Origin of the sequence: Aquibium carbonis, assembly GCF_003970795.1 — a bacterium.
GTDB classification, from domain to species: domain Bacteria; phylum Pseudomonadota; class Alphaproteobacteria; order Rhizobiales; family Rhizobiaceae; genus Aquibium; species Aquibium carbonis.
Genome location: NZ_RWKW01000090.1, coordinates 25,379 through 42,960, shown reverse-complemented (window position 1 = coordinate 42,960; position 17,582 = coordinate 25,379). Strand labels below are relative to the sequence as shown.

General features: G+C 66.5%; 19 protein-coding genes. 9 read left to right on the top strand and 10 right to left on the bottom strand.

Features of this window, described 5'->3' with window-relative positions:
- Positions 1–23: 23 nt before the first annotated feature.
- Both paaZ and EJC49_RS20500 read right to left on the bottom strand, forming a co-directional pair.
- Positions 24–2,048: a phenylacetic acid degradation bifunctional protein PaaZ gene (gene paaZ / locus EJC49_RS20505; protein ID WP_126701796.1), complete on the bottom strand. Its 2,025-nt coding sequence runs from the start codon at positions 2,046–2,048 to the stop codon at positions 24–26.
- Positions 2,045–3,277: a cytochrome P450 gene (locus EJC49_RS20500; RefSeq protein ID WP_126701795.1), complete on the bottom strand. Its 1,233-nt coding sequence runs from the start codon at positions 3,275–3,277 to the stop codon at positions 2,045–2,047. The genes paaZ and EJC49_RS20500 overlap by 4 nt, the downstream gene beginning before the upstream one ends.
- Positions 3,278–3,404: 127 nt before the next feature.
- On the opposite strand from EJC49_RS20500, the gene paaI reads away from it, so the two are divergent.
- The 4 genes from paaI to EJC49_RS20480 all read left to right on the top strand — a co-directional run bounded on the left by paaI (position 3,405) and on the right by EJC49_RS20480 (position 6,845).
- Complete coding sequence (gene paaI, locus EJC49_RS20495) at positions 3,405–3,845, top strand: hydroxyphenylacetyl-CoA thioesterase PaaI (protein ID WP_126701794.1); 441 nt, start codon at positions 3,405–3,407, stop codon at positions 3,843–3,845.
- Between the two features lie 34 nt (positions 3,846–3,879).
- Positions 3,880–5,190: a phenylacetate--CoA ligase PaaK gene (paaK, locus tag EJC49_RS20490; protein WP_126701793.1), complete on the top strand. Its 1,311-nt coding sequence runs from the start codon at positions 3,880–3,882 to the stop codon at positions 5,188–5,190.
- 25 nt (positions 5,191–5,215) lie between these two features.
- Positions 5,216–5,833 carry a TetR/AcrR family transcriptional regulator gene (locus EJC49_RS20485; protein ID WP_126701792.1) on the top strand — a complete coding sequence of 206 codons (618 nt, stop codon included), beginning with the start codon at positions 5,216–5,218 and terminating at the stop codon, positions 5,831–5,833.
- Positions 5,834–5,951: 118 nt separating this feature from the next.
- Entirely contained in the window at positions 5,952–6,845 is an 894-nt protein-coding gene (locus EJC49_RS20480) for a PaaX family transcriptional regulator (RefSeq protein ID WP_126701791.1), read from the top strand.
- 19 nt (positions 6,846–6,864) lie between these two features.
- Here EJC49_RS20480 and EJC49_RS20475 read toward each other — a convergent pair whose 3' ends face one another.
- The 3 genes from EJC49_RS20475 to EJC49_RS20465 are packed head-to-tail and all read right to left on the bottom strand — an operon-like array spanning position 6,865 to position 7,989.
- Positions 6,865–7,224, bottom strand: a complete 360-nt coding sequence (locus EJC49_RS20475) for a HepT-like ribonuclease domain-containing protein (protein WP_126701790.1) — start codon at positions 7,222–7,224, stop codon at positions 6,865–6,867.
- Entirely contained in the window at positions 7,224–7,559 is a 336-nt protein-coding gene (locus tag EJC49_RS20470) for a nucleotidyltransferase family protein (protein WP_245453494.1), read from the bottom strand. The genes EJC49_RS20475 and EJC49_RS20470 overlap by 1 nt, the downstream gene beginning before the upstream one ends.
- Positions 7,560–7,572: 13 nt before the next feature.
- On the bottom strand, positions 7,573–7,989 hold the full coding sequence (locus EJC49_RS20465) for a PaaI family thioesterase (protein WP_126701789.1): 417 nt from the start codon (positions 7,987–7,989) through the stop codon (positions 7,573–7,575).
- A 105-nt stretch (positions 7,990–8,094) separates the two neighbouring features.
- Between EJC49_RS20465 and paaA the strand changes: the two genes are divergently transcribed.
- The 5 genes from paaA (at position 8,095) to paaE (ending at position 11,852) form a co-directional block, all read left to right on the top strand.
- Complete coding sequence (gene paaA / locus EJC49_RS20460; RefSeq protein WP_126701788.1) at positions 8,095–9,090, top strand: 1,2-phenylacetyl-CoA epoxidase subunit PaaA; 996 nt, start codon at positions 8,095–8,097, stop codon at positions 9,088–9,090.
- Between the two features lie 103 nt (positions 9,091–9,193).
- Positions 9,194–9,481, top strand: a complete 288-nt coding sequence (paaB, locus tag EJC49_RS20455; protein ID WP_126701787.1) for a 1,2-phenylacetyl-CoA epoxidase subunit PaaB — start codon at positions 9,194–9,196, stop codon at positions 9,479–9,481.
- On the top strand, positions 9,481–10,254 hold the full coding sequence (paaC, locus tag EJC49_RS20450; RefSeq protein ID WP_126701786.1) for a 1,2-phenylacetyl-CoA epoxidase subunit PaaC: 774 nt from the start codon (positions 9,481–9,483) through the stop codon (positions 10,252–10,254). Before paaB ends, paaC begins: the two co-directional genes overlap by 1 nt.
- Before the next feature lie 10 nt (positions 10,255–10,264).
- Positions 10,265–10,765 (top strand): 1,2-phenylacetyl-CoA epoxidase subunit PaaD, encoded by a 501-nt coding sequence (paaD, locus tag EJC49_RS20445; protein ID WP_245453497.1) that lies wholly within the window; start codon positions 10,265–10,267, stop codon positions 10,763–10,765.
- 7 nt (positions 10,766–10,772) lie between these two features.
- A complete protein-coding gene (gene paaE / locus EJC49_RS20440) occupies positions 10,773–11,852 on the top strand; it encodes a 1,2-phenylacetyl-CoA epoxidase subunit PaaE (protein ID WP_126701784.1) in 1,080 nt (359 codons plus the stop codon).
- Between the two features lie 16 nt (positions 11,853–11,868).
- Here paaE and EJC49_RS20435 read toward each other — a convergent pair whose 3' ends face one another.
- From EJC49_RS20435 to EJC49_RS20415, 5 genes are all read right to left on the bottom strand, one after another.
- Positions 11,869–13,569, bottom strand: a complete 1,701-nt coding sequence (locus EJC49_RS20435) for an ArnT family glycosyltransferase (RefSeq protein ID WP_126701783.1) — start codon at positions 13,567–13,569, stop codon at positions 11,869–11,871.
- 7 nt (positions 13,570–13,576) lie between these two features.
- Positions 13,577–13,909 (bottom strand): lipid-A-disaccharide synthase N-terminal domain-containing protein, encoded by a 333-nt coding sequence (locus tag EJC49_RS20430; RefSeq protein ID WP_126701782.1) that lies wholly within the window; start codon positions 13,907–13,909, stop codon positions 13,577–13,579.
- Complete coding sequence (locus EJC49_RS20425) at positions 13,906–14,643, bottom strand: glycosyltransferase family 2 protein (protein WP_126701781.1); 738 nt, start codon at positions 14,641–14,643, stop codon at positions 13,906–13,908. The genes EJC49_RS20430 and EJC49_RS20425 overlap by 4 nt, the downstream gene beginning before the upstream one ends.
- Positions 14,644–14,726: 83 nt before the next feature.
- Entirely contained in the window at positions 14,727–16,376 is a 1,650-nt protein-coding gene (locus EJC49_RS20420; RefSeq protein ID WP_126701780.1) for a thiamine pyrophosphate-binding protein, read from the bottom strand.
- Positions 16,373–17,557 carry a CaiB/BaiF CoA transferase family protein gene (locus tag EJC49_RS20415; protein ID WP_126701779.1) on the bottom strand — a complete coding sequence of 395 codons (1,185 nt, stop codon included), beginning with the start codon at positions 17,555–17,557 and terminating at the stop codon, positions 16,373–16,375. The genes EJC49_RS20420 and EJC49_RS20415 overlap by 4 nt, the downstream gene beginning before the upstream one ends.
- Positions 17,558–17,582 lie beyond the last annotated feature (25 nt).

Here is a 17,582-nt window from a genome sequence, read left to right as displayed (position 1 = left end):
GCCCCGTTTCGTTGATGGGTTCCCTACGCCGCGTTCATGGTGAGGAGTTCGTAGGCCGCCACCGGCTCTCCGTCCTGGTTGGCGACGGTGACGTCCCAGCGCACTTCCCCGTATTCGTCGTTGCGCCGCGTCTTCGACTTGGCCGTCAGCCGGACGGCCAGGCGGTCGCCCGGCGAGACCGGCTTCATGAAGCGCAGATTGTCCAGGCCGTAATTGGCCAGAACCGGACCCGGCGCGGGATCGACGAACAGGCCGGCCGCGAAGGACAGGATCAGGTAGCCATGCGCCACCCGGCCGGGGAAGAACGGGTTCGCCTTCGCCGCCTCCTCGTCCATGTGGGCGTAGAAATTGTCGCCGGTGAACTCGGCGAAGTGCTCGATGTCGGAGAGCGTCACCTCGCGCGCCGCCGTTTCCAGCGTGTGGCCGATCTCCAGCTCGCCGAAGGTCATGCGGAAAGGGTGCGCTTCCTTTGCGAGCGTGGTTGATCCCTTCACGAAGCTCTTCGTGATGGCGGAGAGCAGGTCCGGGCTCGCCTGGATCGCGGTGCGCTGCATGTAGTGCATGACGCCGCGGATGCCGCCCATTTCCTCGCCGCCGCCGGCGCGCCCCGGGCCGCCATGGACCAGATGGGGCAGTGGGGATCCGTGTCCCGTGGCTTCCTTGCCGGTGTCGCGGTTGGCGAAATAGAGCCGGCCGTGGAAGGCACCCGACGCGATCACCACCTGGCGCGCCACGGCCGGGTCGTGCGTGAACACCGAGGCGACCAGCGAGCCGGCGCCGCGGTTGGCGAGCGCGGTGGCATGATCGAGGTCGCGATAGGCCATCACCGTCGAGACCGGGCCGAAGGCTTCCACCGAGTGCACCTTTTCCGCGCTATCCGGGTCGTCGCAGGCAAACAGCATCGGCGACACGAAGGCGCCGGCCGCGACATCGACGCCCGCTGGCGAAAACCCGTCCGCGCCGAAGACGCAGCGCGCCTCGGTCCCGATCTGCCGCGCCTTCTCCAGCACGTCCTCGCGCTGCGCGAGGCTCGCCAGCGCGCCCATGCGGGTGCCTTCCGCGCGCGGGTCGCCGACGGGCGTCTTCGCCAGCCTGTCCGAAATCGCCTCGATCACCGCCTCGCGATGCGCGGCCGGCACCAGGATGCGGCGGATGGCCGTGCACTTCTGTCCGGCCTTCGCGGTCATCTCGCGATGCACCTCGCGCACGAAGGTGTCGAACTCTGGCGTGCCCGGCGCCGCATCTGGGCCGAGGATCGTGGCGTTGAGCGAATCCTGCTCCGCGACGAAGCGCACGGCGTTGTCGAGCAGGTTGCGATTGCCGCGAAGCAGGCCGGCGGTCGCCGCCGAGCCGGTGAACGACACCACGTCCTGCGAACCCAGCCGGTCGATCAGGTCGCCCGTCGAGCCGGCCACGAACTGCACTGCGCCCTCCGGCAGCAGGCCGGATTCGATCATCATTCTGAACGCTGCCTCGGCCAGCCATGCGGTGGCCGAGGCCGGCTTCACGATGGCCGGAACGCCGGCGAGCAGCGTGGGTGACAGCTTCTCCAGCATGCCCCAGACCGGGAAGTTGAAGGCATTGATGTGGACCGCCACGCCCTGCAGCGACGTCGCCACGTGCTGGCCGAGAAAGCTGCCCGTCTTGCCGAACTGCTCGATGCCCGGCTCGACATGGATCACGTCGTCGGGGAGTTCGCGGCGGCCCTTGGAGGCATAGACGAACATCGTGCCGATGCCGCCGTCGATGTCGATCATCGAATCCGTCTTGGTCGCGCCGGTGTCGTAGGACAGTTCGTACAGTGCCTCGCGCCGCTCGTTCAGATGTTGCGCCAGCGCCTTCAGCATGGCCGCACGCTGGTGGAAGGTCATTGCGCGCAGGGCGGGACCGCCGACGGTGCGGGCGTGCGCGGTCATGGCGGCGAAATCGAGCGCGGCGCCGAGTTCGGCCACGACGCGGCCGTCGACGGCGCTCTTCAGCTGGGTCAGTCGTCCCGATGGCGCGACCCACTTGCCGACGGCGTAGCTGTTGAGGGCGATGATGGTCATGGCGTGGCTCCTTGTTCGTGGGTGCGCGCGGGCAGGGTGGAGAAGCCGCGAAAGCGGACACGTCCGGTTCGCGTCGGCGCCGCAGAAAGCTGGTAGTCGGGAAACCGCCTCAGGAAGCGCTGGATCGCGATGCGGCCTTCCATGCGCGCCAGGGAGAAGCCGGCGCACAGATGCGGCCCCTGTGCGAAGGCGAGATGACGATTGGGCCTTCGCGACAGGTCGAGCCGATCGGGATCGGCGAACTGGCGCGGATCGCGGTTCGCTGCACCGATGGCCAGGTGAATGCGCGTGCCCGGCTCGATCGTCTCGCCGTGGAACGTCGACGGCTCGACGGCCATGCGGTTTCCGAGCTGGTTCGGGCTTTGGAAGCGCAGGAACTCGTCCACCGCCGTGTCGATCATGTCCGGCGTCTCGATCAGCCGACGCCGTTCGTGGGGCCACTGCGTCAGTTCATAAAGGGCATTGCCGATCAGGTTGGTCGTCGTCTCGTGGCCGGCGTTGAGGATGAAGATGCAGTTCTGCAGCAGTTCCGTGTCGGTCAGCAGTTCGCCGTCATTGCCGTTGATGAGCCGTGTCAGCACGTCGGTCGCCGGATCGCCCGGACGTGCCTTCCGCTCTGCCCATAGTTCATGCAGATAGGCCTTGAAGTCGGTCACCGCACGGTTGCCGCGCTCCTTTTGCGTGGGCGACAGCACCGGTTCCAGCGCGCCCAGGATCGCAAGCGACCAGTCGCGCAGCGGCCCGCGATCCTCGTGCGGCATCACGAAAAGGTTGCCGATCACTTCAAGCGGGATCGCGGCGGCGAAATCCTCGATCAGGTCGACTTCGCCCCTGGCGGCCATGCGGTCGAGCAGGTCGTCGACCAGTCTGACGAGCCCCGGCTCCATTGCCGCGATCGCCTTCGGCGTCAGCGCGCCCACCATGATCTTGCGGACACGGGTATGCAGCGGCGGGTCGTTGAAGACGAGGCTGGTGGTGTGATGCTCGTAGAGGGGCGTCTCGCCGAACTTCGGCAGGAACTCCACCTTCTTGTCGGACGAAAAGCTCTTCGTGTCGCGATAGACACGGTCGAGATCCTCATATCGCGACAGCATCACCGAACCGTCGCGAAAGCGCTTCAGCGGGGCGTCGTCCAGCAGCGCGCGATAGACCGGGAACGGATCGTCCGCGAAGCCCGCCGGAAGCGCATTGATGTCGAAAGCCTCGGCGAGGCCGGTCTTCGCCTGCATGGCAGCGCTCCTCCCAAGCGTGCGGAGGACGGTGGAACGGCCTCCTTCAGTATTATTGACCGGCCGGTCGGTTTATGCAAGGCTCCTATCCATGGCGCTCGGGAGGAGCGCGGGCAGGGAGGCTCGGATGGCATTGTCGGCTGAAGAAATCGCCACGCGCTCGGCACAGGCCATGTGGGCGCGCGATGACGCCTCGAAATGGCTGGGTGCCGCGCTCGACGCCGTTGGTCCCGGCACCGCGACCATGTCGATGACCGTCGAGAAGCACCACACCAACGGCCACGACATCTGCCATGGCGGCTTCATCTTCACGCTGGCGGATTCGGCCTTCGCCTTCGCCTGCAATTCCTACAATCAGCTCGTCGTCGCCCAGCACAACGTCATCACCTTCCTGGCCCCAGGGCAACTCGGTGACCGATTGACGGCAGAGGCTCGCGAAGTCGCCCGCGCCGGCCGCTCGGGCATCTACGACGTCACGGTGAGGAACCAGGCAGGAAAGCTGATCGCGGAGTTCCGTGGCGCGTCGCGGACGGTCGAGGGCCGCCATTTCGACGAGAACGCGGGTTGAACGCGCCACACGAGAACGCACGGGGGAGAAAGCAATGAAGGACCTGACGCCGAGGAGGGAAGATCTCGACCCCATCGAGATCGCATCCCGCGACGAAATCGCAGCGCTCCAGCTCAACCGCCTGAAATGGTCGTTGAAGCATTCCTACGAGAACGTGGCGCACTACCGCCAGGCCTTCGACGCGGCGGGGGTTCACCCGGATGACCTCAAGCAGCTGTCGGACCTGAAGAAATTCCCCTTCACGACCAAGCACGATCTGCGCGCCAACTATCCCTTCGGCATGTTCGCGGTGCCACGCGAGCAGGTGTCTCGGATCCATGCGTCTTCGGGGACGACCGGCAAGCCGACCGTCGTCGGCTACACGAAGAACGACCTCGCCGTCTGGGCAGAATGCGTGGCGCGGTCCATGCGCGCGTCCGGCACGCGGCCGGGCGACATCGTCCATATCGCCTATGGGTACGGTCTCTTCACCGGCGGCCTCGGGGCGCACTACGGCGCCGAACGCCTCGGTTGCACCGTGGTCCCTGTTTCCGGGGGCATGACCACCCGGCAGGTGACGCTGATCGAGGATTTCAGGCCGACGACCATCATGGTCACGCCGTCCTACATGCTGTCGATCCTGGATGAATACCGTGCACAGGGTCTCGACCCGCGCAAGAGCCCGCTTCAGGTCGGCATCTTCGGCGCCGAGCCTTGGACCAATGCCATGCGCGCCGAGATCGAGGACGCCTTCGACATGCATGCCGTTGATATCTACGGACTGTCGGAGGTGATGGGGCCGGGCGTTGCCAACGAATGCGTCGAGACCAAGGACGGGCTGCACATCTGGGAGGATCACTTCTATCCTGAGGTGATCGACCCGATCACCGGCGATCCGGTCGATGACGGCGGGCAGGGGGAGCTCGTCTTCACCTCGCTTTCGAAGGAGGCTTTCCCGATCATCCGCTATCGCACTCGCGACCTGACGCGGCTCCTGCCGGGGACGGCCCGCACGATGCGGCGCATGGAGAAGATCACTGGCCGTTCCGACGACATGATGATCCTGCGCGGCGTCAACGTCTTCCCGACCCAGATCGAGGAGCAGATCCTGGCCGTCGAAGGTCTCGCCCCGCATTTCCAGATCGAGCTGATGCGCGAGGGGCGCATGGACGAGATGATCGTGCATGTCGAGGCAACGATCACGCATGTGGCCGACGATGCCCGCAAGGTCGCTGGCCATGCCTTGCGCGAGCGCATCAAGGATGTCGTCGGCGTGACGGTGCGCGTCAACGTCACCGAACCGGAGAAGGTCGCGCGCAGCCAGGGCAAGGCGCAGCGCATCGTCGACAACCGGCCGAAGGAATGAGGTTCATGCGGGACCGTCGGCGCTGATGGCACGCAGCCGCGCCAAGGACTACGACGAGAAGCGGCTTGCCCTCTTGAGGAAGGCCGCGGCCGTCTTCGCGCGTGACGGCTATGATCGCGCCTCGATGGGCGGGCTTGCTTCGGAGTGCGGCGTGTCGAAGGCGCTGTTCTACCATTACTACGCCTCCAAGGAGGCGCTGCTCTTCGACATCGTCTCGACCCACCTGGAAGAACTCGTCGAAGTGGTGGAAGCCGCCGATCGACCGGACGTCGCGCCCGAAACGCGCCTCGAAGGGCTGGTTGCCGCCCTGCTCGAGGCCTACCGGGACGCCGATGCCCAGCACAAGCTCCAGGTCGGTTCGATGCAGCTTCTGCCCGAGGCCGATCAGGCGCAGCTCAAGGCACTCGAACGCCAGCTCGTCACCCGCTTCGCCGATGCCGTCCGGGCCGTCGCGCCGGAGGCATTCGAGGGGACGCCGCTGCTCAAGCCGGTCACCATGAGCCTCTTTGGCATGCTGAACTGGTTCTACATGTGGTTTCGCGAGGGCGGACCCGTCAGCCGGCAGGACTATGCGCGCATCGCCACGCGGCTTCTGGTCGGCGGTATCCGGGAGCTTGCGGCGCCCTTGCCTCCGCCAGCCTAGCTGAATCCCCGTGCCGACCGGCTGGACCGGCTTCGGCCGCGTTCATCCGGCGGTCCGGTTGCCCGCGCGGATCGGCATGCCTTGCCATCGCCTTTGCGGGCGTGGCATTCCAGCAGGCATGGATGCGACCACCAACCCGGCCCTGACCGCGCTCGAGCGGATGATCGACCGCCTGCACGGGCGCGGCCGTCTCCGGGTCTGGTCGCTGATCATCACGGTGTTCGGCGACGCCGTCGCGCCGCGCGGCGGTCAGGCGCCGCTCACATTGCTGCAGGATCTGATGGCCCGGCTGCGGGTCGAGCCCGGCGCCGTCCGCACCGCCATGTCGCGGCTGGCGGCCGATCACTGGGTGCTGCGCGAGCGGGGAGGGCGCAACAGCTTCTACCGACTGGCCGACGAGGGGCGTCATGCATTCGACCTCGCCACTCGCCGCATTTACGCCGCCGCGCCGCCTGCCTGGGATGGTCGCTGGATCGTTGCTGTCTCGCCATCGGCCGGTGATGCCGCCGACCGTACCCTGCGCGACGAGGACATGCGCAGCCTGGGCTTCGTCTCGACGGGCCCGGCCAGCTGGATCCGTCCGCACAGCGAAACCGGCGATCCGGCGGTGGGGTTGCCCTCCGGCCTGCTGGTCGTCGCCGGTCCGGCCTTGCGCATTCCGGAAGGGGTGACGCGGCTCTGGGCGCTGGATGGCGTTGCTGCCGGATATCGGGCGCTGTGCTCGGAACTGACACCGCTCGCGAGGGCGCTCGATGGCGGTGCGGACCTGTCACCGCTCGACGCCATGGCCGCGCGCATCCTGGTCAATCACGGCTGGCGCCGCCTCGTGTTGCGCGACCCCGGCCTGCCGGCCGCGCTCTTGCCACAGGATTGGCCGGGCGAAGAGGCGAGGGCGCTCGTGCGCCATCTCTACTCCGCGCTCGCGCACCCGAGCGAGGCCTGGCTCGACGTGGCGGGACTTCCGCCCCAGGGGCGACGGGACCGGTTCAAGGCGCGCTTCGGGGGTATATGAGCGGTGCCTGAATCACAAATCAGGCCGAAGTGCCGGGCACGCGCCGCTCCATCCTTCCGACCGCGTCAAGCAATGTCGGCAGATGGATGCGAAGTATGCTCAACATCGTGGTGTCATCGATCCGATAATACTCATGTCGAAGCAGGTTCCCGATCCCGATAATGTCTTTCCAGGGGATTTTGGGTTCTGTCTCCCGAAGCCAATCCGGCAAAGCCTTGGCCGCTTCCGAGACGATTTCGATCGAGCGTTCGAGCGCGCGGCGGTGGATATGGCTCGCCACGATCTCTTGGTCCGCCATTCCGTCCACCGACGCAATCATCGCCTCGATGTCGTGCCTGATGTGGAGAAGCCGCACGACCGGAGACTTCGTCGAGCTCATCAAAACACCCGGATCGATTCGCTTTCGATTGAAGTTCGATAATCAGGGACGATATTGTCGGAAGTCCCGTATCCTATGGCCACATCCGGCAACTGACGTTCCAGGATGTGATACGGACCCATGTAGCTGGTCAGGTCGTGTTGCCGTCCTGGCGCAAACTCTACGATGACGTCCACATCGCTATCCGGCCTCGCTTCATCGCGCGCGTAGGAGCCATAGAGATAGAGCGCGACGACGCCTGTGTCGCGTAACGCCCGTTCGGCGTCTTTCAGCCGCTCTATGACGAACTCCCGGTCCATGCTCGGGAATATAGGCGCATTTCCTTTCTTCGTCACGCGGCGCCGCCTTTCAGTCCTCCAGATAGGCAAAGGCGCTCGTCGCGGTTACCGCCACCTTCGTCTCGCCCTTCGCCCGCATCTCCACCCGCGTGTAGGCCATGCGCTTGCCGTTGGAGAGCACGTCGACGCGGATGTCGACGTCTCCGGGCTTCAGCGGGCGGACGAAGTGCGTCGTCAGGTCGACGGTGGTGCAGATCCGAAATCGCCCGTTCAGCGCCGCCAGCGCCACGACCGAGCAGGTGTCGGCGGCAGACGCGGTGGCCTGGCCGCAGATCACGCCGCCGATGTGAACGAGCGTCCGGTTCTCCGGCAGGACGAAGTCGCCGCCGCCGGCATCGAAGCTGATCGGCTTCAGCCCCATCTGCACGATCCAGGGCGCGAACACCCTGGCCAGCGTCTCCTCCGCTTCCTTCACGCCGAATTGCATCCACGCCTCCCTTGTCGTGTTACGAAAGATTGAAATCATCGATCTTTTTTGTTACATATCCCGCATGAGGCGGATGTGTTACGATCCACCCACGGAGGAGACGTCATGTACAGCCAGGGCCTGATCGGCGCAAAGACCGAAACCAACGAGGACGAAGCGTTTCTCGCCGCCTTCCAGGCGCGAATCGACGCCGAGGAAAAGATCGAGCCGAACGACCCGATGCCGGAAGGCTATCGCCGCACGCTCATCCGCCAGATCGGCCAGCACGCGCATTCCGAGATCGTCGGCATGCTGCCGGAAGGCAACTGGATTACCCGCGCACCGTCGCTGCGCCGCAAGGCCGCGCTGCTGGCCAAGGTGCAGGATGAGGGCGGCCATGGGCTCTACCTCTATTCGGCGGCCGAGACGCTCGGTGTCAGCCGCGAGCAGATGACCGAGGAGCTTCTGGCCGGCAAGGCGAAGTACTCCTCGATCTTCAACTATCCGACGCTCACCTGGGCCGATATCGGCGCGATCGGCTGGCTGGTCGACGGCGCCGCGATCATGAACCAGATTCCGCTCTGCCGCTGCTCTTACGGGCCCTATGCGCGCGCCATGATCCGCGTCTGCAAGGAAGAGAGTTTTCACCAGCGCCAGGGCTACGAGATCATGATGACGCTCGCGCAGGGCACGCCGGGGCAGAAGGAGATGGCGCAGGACGCGCTGAACCGCTGGTGGTGGCCTTCGCTGATGATGTTCGGCCCGCATGATTCCGACAGCCAGCACGGCGACCAGTCGATGAGGTGGAAGATCAAGCGCTTCACCAATGACGAGCTTCGCCAGAAATTCGTCGACGCCACCGTGCCGCAGGGCGAGTATCTCGGCCTGACTTTTCCTGACCCCGAACTCAAGTGGAACGACGAGCGCGGCGCCTATGATTTCGGCGCCATCGACTGGGACGAGTTCTGGCGTGTCGTCAAGGGCGGCGGCCCGATGAACCGCGAGCGCCTCGCCGCGCGCAGGAAGGCCTGGGACGACGGCGCCTGGGTGCGCGAGGCTGCGCTGGCTCACGCCGAGAAGCGCAGGGCGCGCCGCGAAGCGACGAAGCTCGCGGCGGAATAGACCTGTCCAGGTGAGTTCCGGAGGGCGGCGCGCGGGCGCCGCCGCGTACGCAATCTGAATATGCCCAGCCGCTCGCCTGGCGGGCGCCCAGGAGGACCAGATCATGGCAAAGAACGAGATCCCGCTCTGGGAGGTTTTCATCCGGCCGCGCAATGGCCTCGCGCACAAGCATTGCGGCTCCGTGCACGCCGCCGACGAGGTGATGGCGTTGCAGGCGGCGCGCGACGTCTACACCCGTCGCGGGGAGGGCGTGTCGATCTGGGTCGTGCCGTCGGCGGCGATCGTCGCTTCGGACCCGCTCCAGAAGGAAGAGAACTTCGAGCCGACCGCGTCGAAGATTTACCGCCACCCGACCTTCTACACGGTTCCGGACGAAGTGGGGCACATGTGATGGGCGCCGCCGCCACGATCGACCGCGACACGCTGCTGACCTTGCTGCTCCGACTAGCCGACGATCATCTCGTGCTTGGTCACCGCCTGTCGGAATGGTGCGGCCACGCGCCGATGCTGGAGGAAGACCTCGCCATGCCCAACATGGCGCTGGACCTGATCGGCCAGGCGCGTGCGCTCTACACCTATGCCGCCGACGTCGAGGGCAAGGGCCGCACCGAGGACGATCTCGCCTATCTGCGTCTCGAGCGCGAGTATCTGAACTGCCTTCTGGTGGAACGCCCGAACGGCGACTTCGCGCAGACCATGCTTCGCCAGCTCTATTTCGCCGCTTTCATGGAACCGTTCTGGAAGGCTGCCGCCTCGTCGACCGACGCCACCGTCGCCGGCATCGCCGCCAAGGCGGTCAAGGAGGTCGCTTACCACATCCGCCATGCCGGCGAGTGGGTGGTGCGGCTGGGCGACGGCACCGAAGAAAGCCGTCGTCGCATGGAGGACGCCATCGAGGAACTGGCGCCGTACCTGGACGAGATCTTCGAGGACGATCCGGTGACGGTGCAGGCCTCCGCTGCCGGCATCGCGCCTCAGCCCTCGTCGCTGCGGCCGGCCTTCGACCGGATCATCGGGCCGATCTTCGCGGAAGCCGGGCTCACCTTCATCACGCCCCCCTACAGCCAGCGCGGTGGCCGCAAGGGGATGCACGGCGAGGCGATGGGCTTCCTGCTTGCCGACCTCCAGCACATCCAGCGCACTTATCCCGGGGCGACGTGGTGAGCCGATGACGATGGTTGGGGGGGCGACGGGACTCGATACGCGCCAGCAGGCGTGGGCCGCTGCTGCTTCGGTTCCCGACCCCGAGGTTCCCTGCGTCACCGTCGCCGATCTCGGCATCCTGCGATCCGTCGAACTGGTCGACGGCGTGGCGGTGGCGAGGGTGACGCCCACCTACTCAGGCTGCCCGGCGGTGCTCGCCATCGAACTCGCCGTCGAGGCGGCCTTGCGCGATGCGGGCTTCGAGGCGCGTGTCGAACGCGTCGTCTCTCCAGCCTGGACGACCGACTGGATCACGCCTGAAGGACGCGAGAAACTGCGCGACTACGGCATCGCGCCGCCCCAGCAGGCGTCGTCGTCGATCCGCTCGCTGTTTGGCGAGATCGAGGTCGCCTGTCCGCGCTGCGGTTCTGCCAAGACGGAACGGCTTTCCGAATTCGGTTCCACGGCCTGCAAGGCGCATTGGCGCTGCCTCGCCTGCCGCGAACCCTTCGATTATTTCAAATGCATCTGAGGCTCGAATGGTACCTCGTTTCCACGACCTGACCGTCACCGACATCGAACGCCAGACGCCCGAGGCCGTGGCCGTCGCCTTCGCGGTCCCGGACGAACTGCGCGAGGAATTCGCGTTCAAGCCAGGCCAGTACCTGACGCTGGCGGCCACCGTCGACGGACAGGACGTGCGCCGCTCCTATTCGATCTGCTCGGCGCCCGGCGAGACGATGCTCAAGGTCGGCGTCAAGAAGGTGGCCGACGGTCGCTTCTCGCGCTTCGTCAACGAGGTGTTGTCGATCGGCGACACCATCCGCGTGATGCCGCCGGAAGGCCGCTTCACTTCGCTGGCCGGCGAACGCCACGACTACCTGCTCATCGCCTCGGGCTCCGGCATCACCCCGATGCTTTCGATCGCCAAGACGGTTCTCGCCCACGAGCCGGCCAGCACGGTCACGCTCGTCTACGGCAACCGCACCACCGACACCATCATGTTCCGCGAGGAGTTGCAGGATCTGAAGGATGCCCACATGCGGCGTTTTTCGCTGGTCAATCTCCTGTCGCGTGAAAAGCAGGACGTCGACCTGCTGAACGGCCGCATCGATGGCGGCCGCATCCGCCGCATGGCCGAGCTCGGACTGATCGACCCGTTCTCCAGCGACGGTGTTTTCCTGTGCGGACCCGGCGAGATGATCGATGACGTCTCTCTGGCGCTGAAGGATCTGGGCGTCGATCCCGACCGCATCCGGTTCGAGCGCTTCACGCCGTCGGGCGAGGCGCCGGCGCCACGCGCGCCCTCGGCCGCCGCGCAGAAGGCCGTCGCCGAAGGCGTGTCGATCGAGGTCGTTCTCGACGGCGTTCGCCGGGGATTCCCGATGGGCGAGGGCGCTTCGACGGTTCTGGACGCGGCCCATGCGGCCGGCCTCGAGCTGCCCTACTCCTGCGCCGGCGGCATGTGCTGCACCTGCCGCTGCCGGGTTGTCGAAGGCCAGTCGGAAATGGCCGTGAATTTTTCGCTCGAGCCCTGGGAAATCGAAGCCGGGTTCACGCTCGCCTGCCAGACGCGGCCCTTGTCGCAAAGGCTGGTGCTCGACTTCGACGCGACCTGAGCGGTCGCGTTGCCGCTCAGTTCGTGGCGGGGTCCGAGGGCTGCATCCGGAAGAAGCGAAGGAACCGGGCGGTTCCCTTGGAATAGTTGAAGCCTTCGACCGTGCCGAGCTCTTCCAGCGAGTCCAGCCCGCCAGGCATGGTCGCGGCGAAGGCTTCCATCGAACGATCGTCGATCATCAAGATCGTGCAGTCCGGATTGTTTGCCAGTTCCAGGGCCGCTTCTCGGGTGCCGGCAAGCAGCGTGTCCGTGCCGGCGAGGAACACCAGGCTCGGCTCGTGATAGCCGACCGAGACGAGGCGCGAATCGGGACACGTCTTCACTTCGGCGAAGGTTGCCGCGAGCTGCGGCGACAGCCAGATCGGCCTGAGACCGGGAGCGACCACGGTCGCCAGGATCGCGAACGCGGCGGCAGACGCGAGTGTCGCCGGCAGGATGGCGCCCCGGAAGCTCGTGTTCGGGCCGATGCCGGAGCCGAGCCAGGCGCCCGCCAGGAGAAGAATGGCGGCGACAACGCCCCAGATCGAGAATGAGCCGGTGAGGTAGGGGGTCGCGGCGACCGACAGGACCGCAAGCGCCACGCTCACCAGCCCGAAACCGACGATGGTCGCCCACCAGAGCCAGAGCTGCCACCGCTTCAGCTCCGTCGTGGCCGCGCTGGCACTCGTCAGCGCCCAGCCCATCGCCAGCAGGACCGCCGGATACGCCGGTAGCGCATAATGCGGCAGCTTGGTCGGGATCAGTTCGATCATCACCCAGTAGGGCACGTACCAGCAGACGAGGAACAGAAGAGCCGGATCCTCGCGCATGCGGTTGAGCGCCTTGAAACCGCCTCGCAGCGCCAGCGGTGCGAAGGGAAACAGGAACAGCACGTAGATCGCGGCATAATAGCCGGGCGGGAATCCATGCGATTCCTGCCCGGATCCGATCTTGGAGATGAAATCCTCGCCGATCGATTTCTGCCAGAACTCGACCCCGCTCTTCCAGGTGATGAGGACCAGCCATGGAGCGGCGATCAGAAGCATCAACAGCACGCCGCGCCCGGCCTTGAGCCGTCCCAGCCAGGCGCGATCCCGGTCGAGCACCAGAAGCGACGCCACCGTCAGTGCCGACAGGGCCGGAACCACCGGCCCCTTGATCAGGATCGACGCGCCCAGCGCGGCCCACATGATCCAGGGGGCCGCGGCCGACGGCTCGATCCGCCCTCGGGCGGCGAGATAGACCCGCGCCAGCGCGGCCTGGGCAATGACGGCGGTGGCCAGAAGCGTCGCGTCGGTCTTGGCGATACGGCCTTCGAACAAGAGCATCACGATGCCGGCGAGCGCCGTGCCGGCAATCAGCCCGGCGCCCGTCCCGAACAGGGCTGCGCCGAGCCGCGCGGTGGCAAGAACGGCGATCGTCGCGGCGGCGACCGACACGAGGCGGTAGGCCCAGATCGGCGCGTCGGCGCCTTGTCCCGTCAGCGTCAGCGCGGCCGATTGCAGCCAGTAGATGCCGGCCGGCTTCTTGTAGCGTGGAACGTCCTGGAAGCGGATGTCGACATAGTCGCCGCTCGCCACCATCTGCTTCGTGGCCTGGACGAAGCGGGATTCGTCGCGATCGGTGGGCGGCAGGGTCGCGATGCCTGGCACGAAGGCAAACAGGCACAGGAGAACCAAGAGCACCTGATGCAACGCGCCCAGTCGCAAGGACGCGGAGGAAATCGCGGGCGCCGCCATGCCCGCCTTAGTCCGCCTGTTGCGACAGGCTGCGGCGCTCGTTGAAGATCAGCCACAGGTTCCGGACATAGATCAGAAGGCCCATGCCCTGGCCGGCGATGAAGACGGGATCCTGGCGCTGGATGGCGTAGACGAGCAGCAGCGCCCCGCCGCCGAGCGAGAAGAACCAGAAGGCGATCGGCACGACCGACCGCTTCTCGCGCTCGGATGCCAGCCATTGCACCACGAACCTCATGGTGAACATCGCCTGGGCGACGAAGCCGAGAACGATCCAGCCGTCGAACTGTGCCACGAAGACATCGTGCATCCAGACGGATAGCGACTGCAGCCAGGTCATCATTTCACCTCCCTGACCTGCGGAACGACTTTGCGGCGGCGCCTCAGCCACCACACGCCGAACAGGTCGAGCACGCCCCGCAGGCCGCGATCGAGAATGCCGTAATTGGATTTTCCGAAGCGGCGCTGCCGATCGGTCACATCGATGTGGACCACCGAATAGCCTTCGCGGATCACCAGCGCCGGCAAGTAGCGATGCCAGCCGTCGAAGAAGGGCAGCTGCCTGAAAACCGCGGTCGGCAAGGCTTTCAGGCCGCAGCCCGAGTCGCGCGTACCGTCGCGCAGGATCATCTCGCGCAGATTGTTGGCGAAGCGCGACGAAAGCTGCTTCAGCTTGGTGTCGGTCCGCTTCAGCCTCTGCCCGGCGGCGATGCCGCAGCCCGGGCCGGCCGCCATCAGCGCGTCGGCAAGCTTGGGGAGGTAGGCCGGGTCGTTCTGCCCGTCGCCGTCCATGGTCACGACGATGTCCTTGGCGGCATGCCAGACGCCAGACCGCACGGCCGCGCTCTGCCCCGCCGAGCGATCATGCCGGATGTGACGCAGCCTGCCGCCGGACGTACCCATCCGCGCCGCCAGCACTTCGGCGGTTCGGTCGGTCGATCCGTCGTCCACGATGACGATCTCGTAGTCGCGTCCGGCCAGCGCGGCGTCCACCTCGTCGAGGAGGAAGGCCACGTTGTCGGCTTCGTTTCGACATGGAATGACGACCGTGATGGACGCCGTCGGCGCGGGGTTCATGCGATGGTCTCCAGAAAATCCGCCGCTGCCATATCACCCTATGCGCGCACGCGCCACACGCGATGAGGTGCCGCGGCGACCGGTCAGCGTTTCTCGCGGATGTCGGTCAAAGTGCGTGTCGGGGTGATCGCTTCGGGGTCGAGCCGGATCTCGATGATCGCAGGCCGGCCGCTGGCCCGCGCGCGTTCGAAGGCCGACGCGAAGTCGGCTGTCCTCTCCACCGTCTCGCCATGGCCGCCATAGGCTCGGGCAAGCGCGGCAAAGTCGGGATTGACGAGGTCGGTGGCGACGGTCCGGCCGGGATACTCCCGCTCCTGGTGCATGCGGATGGTCCCGTAGATGCCGTTGTTGACCACCACCACGACGATCGGCAGGTCGTACTGCACGGCGGTGGCGAATTCCTGGCCATTCATCAGAAAACAGCCGTCGCCGGCAAAGGCGATCACCTCGCGCTCCGGGAACAGCGCCTTTGCGGCGACCGCGGCCGGCGTGCCATAGCCCATCGATCCCGACGTCGGCGCGCCATGCGTGGCAAAGCGGCGGAAACGATGGAATCGGTGGATCCAGGTAGCGTAGTTGCCGGCGCCATTGGTCAGGATGGCGTCGTCGGGCAACACGCTTTCGAGATACGACATGATCGGCCCCATGTGGACGGCGCCGGGGCCGCTCTCCGGCGGCGTCGACCAGTCGAGATAGGCGCGGTGCAGCGCTTCCGTCCGCTCGGACCAGGCCGGCGGCGCCTTGGGGCCGTGACCGGCAAAGGCAGCCGCGAAGGCGTCGGGTGAGGCGTTGATGGCGATCGTCGGGCGGTATACCCGGCCCAGTTCGCCGGCGTCCGGATGGACGTGGATCAGCGTCTGTTCGGGATAGGGGCTCTTCAGAAGCGAATAGTCGGACGACGGCATCTCGCCGAAGCGCCCGCCGATCAGAAGCACCACATCCGCGTCCCGGATGGCAGCGGCAAGCGCCGGGTTCGGCCCGATGCCGACATCGCCGGCATAGCAGGGGTGGAGGTGGTCGAACAGCATCTGGCGACGGAAGGAACAGCCGACCGGAAGCGACCAGCTTTCCGCCGAACGCTGAAAGTCGGCCACCGCGCGTTCACTCCAGCGCGTGCCGCCGAGGATGGCGATCGGCCGCTTGGCGGCGGCAAGCAGGTCGATCGCCTGCTGGATCACATGCGGGGCCGGCGCGGTCTCGACCGGTGTGAATGCCAGCGGGGCGACCGTCTCGCAGGCTTCGGTCAGCATGTCTTCCGGCAACGAGATCACCACGGGTCCGGGCCGGCCCGCGGTTGCGATCGCGAAGGCTCGGGTGACGAGTTCGGGCACGCGGGCCGGATCGTCGATCTCGACCACCCACTTGGCGATCGAACCGTAGAAGGCCTTGTAGTCGACCTCCTGGAAGGCCTCGCGTTCCAGGTTGCCGCGCGCCACCTGGCCGATGAACAGGACCAGCGGGATGGAATCCTGCGCGGCGATATGGATGCCGGCCGAGGCGTTGGTGGCGCCCGGGCCCCGCGTCACGAAGCAGACGCCGGGCTTGCCGGTCAGGCGTCCGGCACAGTCGGCCATCATCGCGGCGCCGCCTTCCTGGCGGCAGACGATCGTGCGGATGGCGGAATCATGCAGCGCGTCGAGCACCGCGAGGTAGCTTTCGCCCGGCACGCAGAAGACGGTTTCGACGCCGTTGGCCTCGAGGGCGTCGACGATCAGCTGGCCACCGGTTTTCATGATGTCTTCTTCTCCAGTCGGGCAAGTTCGGCAAGAATGTCGTCTGAGTGCTCGCCGAGCCGCGGCGAGGGGCGGTCGTAGACCGGCGGCGTGCCCGACATCAGCATGGGCGCCCGCACCGAGGGCAGGCGCGTGCCATGGCCATCGTCGAGGTCCATGCGCATGCCGCGTGCAATCGTCTGCGGATCGGCAAACATCTCGGCGATGTTGTTGATCGGCGAGGCCGGCACGGACGCCGCGTCGAGCCTCGGCAAGAGGTTCGCTTTGGTCCAGTCCGCCAGCGCGGCGACCAATTGCTCGCGCAGGCGCACGCGGTTGGCGACGCGTGCCGGGTTGGTCGCAAAGTCGGGATCCGTCGCCAGCGCGTCGAGGCCGACCACGGCGCAGAAGCGCTGGAACTGGCCGTCGTTACCGGCTGCCAGGATGAAGTGCCCGTCCTTCAGCGGCAACACCTCATAGGGCGCGATGTTCATGTGGGCATTGCCCATCTGAACCGGGGCCGCGCCCGAGACGAGGTAGTTCAGGTTCTGGTTGCCGAGCACCGAGATCTGGGTGTCGAACAGCGCCATGTCGATCCACTGGCCTTCGCCGGTCTTCTCCGCATGCCGCAGCGCCGCCTGGATGGCGATGACCGAGTACAGCCCGGTGAAGATGTCGGAGATCGCCACCCCCGCCTTCTGCGGTTCGCCGCCCGGCGCCCCGGTGATCGACATCATGCCGGCCATGCCCTGGATGATGAAGTCGTAGCCGGCGCGCGGCGCGTAAGGTCCGGTCTGCCCGAAGCCGGTGATCGAGCAGTAGACGAGCTTCGGGTTGATCGCCTTCAGGCTCTCGTAGTCGAGGCCGTATTTCTTCAGCCCGCCAAGCTTGAAGTTCTCGATCATCACGTCGCTGGAGGCGGCGATGCGCCGGACGATGTCTGCGCCTTCGGGCGTCGAGAAATCGACGGCGATCGAGCGCTTGCCGCGATTGGTCGAGTGGTAATAGGCCGCCGACAGGTTTTCGCCATCCGCGCCGGTCACGAAGGGCGGCCCCCACTTTCGCGTGTCGTCGCCGCCGTCCGGATTCTCCACCTTGATGACGTCGGCACCCAGGTCGGCCAGCAATTGCCCGGCCCAGGGACCGGCGAGGATGCGGGCGAGTTCGAGGACGCGGACGCCGGCGAGCGGGGGAGAGGACATGGACGAAGCGGTTCCTGCGAAGGAG

Bases quoted from the DNA above. Each gene is read 5' to 3' on its own strand.
- EJC49_RS20485 (WP_126701792.1), top strand. From the start codon at position 5,216: ATGGCACGCAGCCGCGCCAAGGACTACGACGAGAAGCGGCTTGCCCTC.
- paaK (WP_126701793.1), top strand. From the start codon at position 3,880: ATGAAGGACCTGACGCCGAGGAGGGAAGATCTCGACCCCATCGAGATC.
- paaC (WP_126701786.1), top strand. From the start codon at position 9,481: ATGGGCGCCGCCGCCACGATCGACCGCGACACGCTGCTGACCTTGCTG.
- EJC49_RS20465 (WP_126701789.1), bottom strand. From the start codon at position 7,989: ATGCAATTCGGCGTGAAGGAAGCGGAGGAGACGCTGGCCAGGGTGTTC.
- EJC49_RS20435 (WP_126701783.1), bottom strand. From the start codon at position 13,569: ATGGCGGCGCCCGCGATTTCCTCCGCGTCCTTGCGACTGGGCGCGTTG.
- paaZ (WP_126701796.1), bottom strand. From the start codon at position 2,048: ATGACCATCATCGCCCTCAACAGCTACGCCGTCGGCAAGTGGGTCGCG.
- EJC49_RS20475 (WP_126701790.1), bottom strand. From the start codon at position 7,224: ATGAGCTCGACGAAGTCTCCGGTCGTGCGGCTTCTCCACATCAGGCAC.
- paaD (WP_245453497.1), top strand. From the start codon at position 10,265: ATGGTTGGGGGGGCGACGGGACTCGATACGCGCCAGCAGGCGTGGGCC.
- EJC49_RS20420 (WP_126701780.1), bottom strand. From the start codon at position 16,376: ATGAAAACCGGTGGCCAGCTGATCGTCGACGCCCTCGAGGCCAACGGC.
- paaB (WP_126701787.1), top strand. From the start codon at position 9,194: ATGGCAAAGAACGAGATCCCGCTCTGGGAGGTTTTCATCCGGCCGCGC.
- EJC49_RS20430 (WP_126701782.1), bottom strand. From the start codon at position 13,909: ATGATGACCTGGCTGCAGTCGCTATCCGTCTGGATGCACGATGTCTTC.
- paaA (WP_126701788.1), top strand. From the start codon at position 8,095: ATGTACAGCCAGGGCCTGATCGGCGCAAAGACCGAAACCAACGAGGAC.
- EJC49_RS20415 (WP_126701779.1), bottom strand. From the start codon at position 17,557: ATGTCCTCTCCCCCGCTCGCCGGCGTCCGCGTCCTCGAACTCGCCCGC.
- EJC49_RS20480 (WP_126701791.1), top strand. From the start codon at position 5,952: ATGGATGCGACCACCAACCCGGCCCTGACCGCGCTCGAGCGGATGATC.
- EJC49_RS20425 (WP_126701781.1), bottom strand. From the start codon at position 14,643: ATGAACCCCGCGCCGACGGCGTCCATCACGGTCGTCATTCCATGTCGA.
- EJC49_RS20500 (WP_126701795.1), bottom strand. From the start codon at position 3,277: ATGCAGGCGAAGACCGGCCTCGCCGAGGCTTTCGACATCAATGCGCTT.
- paaE (WP_126701784.1), top strand. From the start codon at position 10,773: ATGGTACCTCGTTTCCACGACCTGACCGTCACCGACATCGAACGCCAG.
- paaI (WP_126701794.1), top strand. From the start codon at position 3,405: ATGGCATTGTCGGCTGAAGAAATCGCCACGCGCTCGGCACAGGCCATG.